General features: G+C 26.4%; 4 protein-coding genes and 1 tRNA gene. 1 reads left to right on the top strand and 4 read right to left on the bottom strand.

Going from position 1 to position 3,207, the window contains the following annotated elements; genetic code table 11:
• Nucleotides 1-111: 111 nt before the first annotated feature.
• Nucleotides 112-741, bottom strand: coding sequence for a flavodoxin family protein (locus LWW95_12020; GenBank protein MDL1957753.1), 630 nt, complete (start codon nt 739-741; stop codon nt 112-114).
• Nucleotides 741-950 (bottom strand): hypothetical protein, encoded by a 210-nt coding sequence (locus LWW95_12015; protein ID MDL1957752.1) that lies wholly within the window; start codon nt 948-950, stop codon nt 741-743. Before LWW95_12015 ends, LWW95_12020 begins: the two co-directional genes overlap by 1 nt.
• 399 nt (nt 951-1,349) lie before the next feature.
• On the opposite strand from LWW95_12015, the gene LWW95_12010 reads away from it, so the two are divergent.
• Nucleotides 1,350-2,765 (top strand): mannose-1-phosphate guanylyltransferase/mannose-6-phosphate isomerase, encoded by a 1,416-nt coding sequence (locus tag LWW95_12010; protein ID MDL1957751.1) that lies wholly within the window; start codon nt 1,350-1,352, stop codon nt 2,763-2,765.
• Between the two features lie 11 nt (nt 2,766-2,776).
• Here the strand turns inward: LWW95_12010 and LWW95_12005 are convergent.
• Together LWW95_12005 and LWW95_12000 are read right to left on the bottom strand one after the other, a co-directional pair.
• Nucleotides 2,777-2,848, bottom strand: a tRNA-Ala gene (locus LWW95_12005).
• Nucleotides 2,849-2,945: 97 nt separating this feature from the next.
• A partial coding sequence (locus LWW95_12000; GenBank protein MDL1957750.1) for a hypothetical protein occupies nt 2,946-3,207 on the bottom strand: 262 nt, incomplete at its 5' end.

Raw genomic sequence — 3,207 nt, 5'->3', positions numbered from 1 at the left:
TGATAGAACTTGGAGCTGATATGTTAGCTATAGTGAGTGATATATGGATGGCTGAAAATATTGAAGAAAGAGCAAGAGGATATAAAAAACTTTTTGAAAAACATAAATGATTTAAGGAGTAGAACTTGTGTTTAAATTTAATTTTTCAGGAAATTTAATAATTTCTTCTTCTGAAAGAGAAGAAAGTTTAAAGCCAATATTTTTAGCAATTTCTAAATATTCTGGATAATTTAGGATTTCGCCTTTTTTATTAATACCTCTCAAAAAAAGTCCACCAATATAAACTCCATAAATAGTATCTAAAGCATATTTAAAACTCTTTATAACACTTTCAAAAAGATTTTTTCCTTTAGTTGCTCCAATAGAAAGAATAATACCTTTTGTAGTTTTATTTAAAGGATGAGGAAGTTTAAGAAGATATTTTCTTGCCCAAAAAGCTTGAAATCTTTCAAAAAAAGCCTGAACATAAGAAGTATGATTGTAAAAGAAGATGGGAGTGGAAATTACTAAAAAATCAGCTTTTAGAATTTTTTTATAAAGTTCTTGAAAATCATCTTCAATAACACACTCTCCTATAGTTTCACATTTTCCGCATTCTATACAAGGTTGATATTTAAGTTCTGAAAGTCTTATTTTTTCAAAAGAGATATTCTTTTTTTTTATTCCTTTTAGAAAATAATCTAAAAGTATTTCTGTATTTCCCCCTTTTCTTGGACTGCCATGAATGGCAAGAAGATACATTAATCTTTATTTAAAGTTTTTTTTACCACAGAAAAAACCTGAGTAAAAACTTCTTCAAATGTAGCAGGAGAGCATCTTCCCATCTCGATGAATTTAATTACGATTTCTTTAGTTGTTCTAAGAGTTAATTCATCTAAAGGAGAAACAGAAGCCTTCGAAGAGGATTTAATTTTTTGATGACTCAAATTTACTATTTTATCTTGAGACATAATTTAAAATAAATGATTGAACCAATAGAAATTTAATTTTATTTTTTACCTCACATAAGTTCTAAATAAATCCATTTTAAGTGTAAATTTTAATTTAAATTAAGAACGAAAAATTGTCAAGTAAAAGGAAAAAATTGAGATAAATACTTTCAAAGATTTCTTTAGTGCTTTTTATCTGTTCAGCATTTTCTGTAATCCATATAAATTATAAACAATTTGCATATACTAAATAAGCTCTTTTAAAGTATTTTTTAAATATAGAATTTATGACTTTTTGTAAATTTTTTATCAAAATTATAATTTAGTATAATTTAGTATTTATTTTATAATAATTGTGAAATTTTAAAAATTTATATTAAAATGTTTAAAATTTAAAATTTTAATTCTGGAGAATATAAAATGAAAGTAGTTATACTTGCAGGTGGAGCAGGAACAAGGCTATGGCCTCTTTCAAGAAAGACTTTTCCTAAACAATTTTTAAGATTAAATGGAAATAAATCACTTTTTCAAAGGACAATAGAGAGATATTTAAAATATGTGAAGTGTGAGGATATAATTATTATGACAAATAAAGATTATAAATTTTTAATTTTTTCAGAACTTAAAAATTTAGGTTTTAATATACTTGAAAAAAATGTTATTCTTGAGCCTGCTATGAGAAATACTGCACCTGCTATTGCACTTGCTATGAAATTTATCTTAGAAAAAATGAATGTAGATGAGGATAAAGTTCTTTTTATATCACCTTCAGATCATATTATTAAACCCGAAGAGAGATTTTTAAAATATCTTGAAAAGGCTGAAAAATTAGCTAAGAGAGGCTATATAGTCACTTTCGGCATAAAACCTACTTATCCAGAAACAGGATATGGTTATATCAAAGCTGATAAAAGTAAACAAATTAATAAAATTATTGAATCAGATGTATTTTATGTAGAAAAATTTACAGAAAAACCAGATTTTGAAACAGCTAAAAGATATTTAGAAGAAGGAAATTATTTTTGGAATTCAGGAATGTTTTGTTTTGATATAAAAACTATGCAGGAAGAACTTGCTAAATTTGAGCCTGAAATTGCTAAAATTTTTGATTTAAGTTTTGAAGAAACAATTAAAAATTTTTCAGAACTTCCTGAAATTTCTATAGATTATGCAGTAATGGAAAAAACAAATAAAGCTGTAGTTTTACCACTTGATATTTATTGGAGTGATATCGGCTCGTGGAATGCAGTTTATGAAGCTTTAGATAAAGATGAAGCTCAAAATGTAAAAACTGGAGAAGTCATTTCTATAGATACTAAAAATTCTCTTATATTTGGCAATAAAAGACTTGTTGTAGCTTGCGGAGTGGAAGATTTAGCAATTATTGATACAGATGATGCTATTTTAATCATTAAAAAAGATATATCCCAAAAAGTAAGAGATATTGTAAATTTACTTAAAAAGAATAAACATCCAAGTGTGCTTGAACATAAAACAGTTTTTAGACCCTGGGGAAGTTATACAGTTTTAGAAGAAGGATCAAGATATAAAATAAAAAAAGTTGTAGTGAACTCAGGTGCTAAACTCAGTTTACAGATGCATTATCACCGTTCTGAACATTGGATTGTTGTTAGAGGAACTGCTAAAGTAATTATTGGAGAAAAAGAAAGTTTTATTCATGAGAATGAATCAATATTTGTTCCTCCAACTACTTTACATCGTCTTGAAAATCCAGGTAAAATTCCTTTAGAAATTATTGAAGTACAAAGTGGAGAATATCTGGAAGAAGATGATATAATAAGAATTGATGATATTTATGGTAGAGAGAATAATTAAATACTTTTATATGGAGCCGGTGGGACTTGAACCCACGACCTCGTGAATGCCATTCACGCGCTCTCCCGCTGAGCTACGGCCCCATTTTTTATTTTGTAACTTAAAATAACCTTTTTATCTATTTTGTCAAGAGTAGAAGTTTTTATGCTAAGTTTGACTTAAATCAAGTATAATTTTAAATTAAGAAAAAGGGTTTTCTAAAAAGGCTAAAGCTTTATTTAATTGGTCTTCAGTTCCTATAATTATTAAAATATCATTTTCTTTAAAAGAAAAGTTAGCTGGTGGATTAACTATAAATTCTCCATTTCTTTTTATAGCTATAATTGTAGCTCCAGTTTTAGATCTTAAATTAAGTCTTTTTAAAGTTAACCCAATTAAATGACTATTCTTTTTAATTAAATAAGTTTCACTAACTACATTTTTTAAAAATTCTAAATTTTCA

Source organism: Candidatus Desulfofervidus auxilii, assembly GCA_030262725.1.
Classification (GTDB): domain Bacteria; phylum Desulfobacterota; class Desulfofervidia; order Desulfofervidales; family Desulfofervidaceae; genus JAJSZS01.
This window is presented reverse-complemented; position numbering and strand designations above follow the sequence as displayed.

What these genes read in the sequence shown, in the direction of transcription:
- LWW95_12010 (MDL1957751.1), top strand. Translation starts at nt 1,350, where the DNA reads ATGAAAGTAGTTATACTTGCAGGTGGAGCAGGAACAAGGCTATGGCCT.
- LWW95_12015 (MDL1957752.1), bottom strand. Translation starts at nt 950, where the DNA reads ATGTCTCAAGATAAAATAGTAAATTTGAGTCATCAAAAAATTAAATCC.
- LWW95_12020 (MDL1957753.1), bottom strand. Translation starts at nt 741, where the DNA reads ATGTATCTTCTTGCCATTCATGGCAGTCCAAGAAAAGGGGGAAATACA.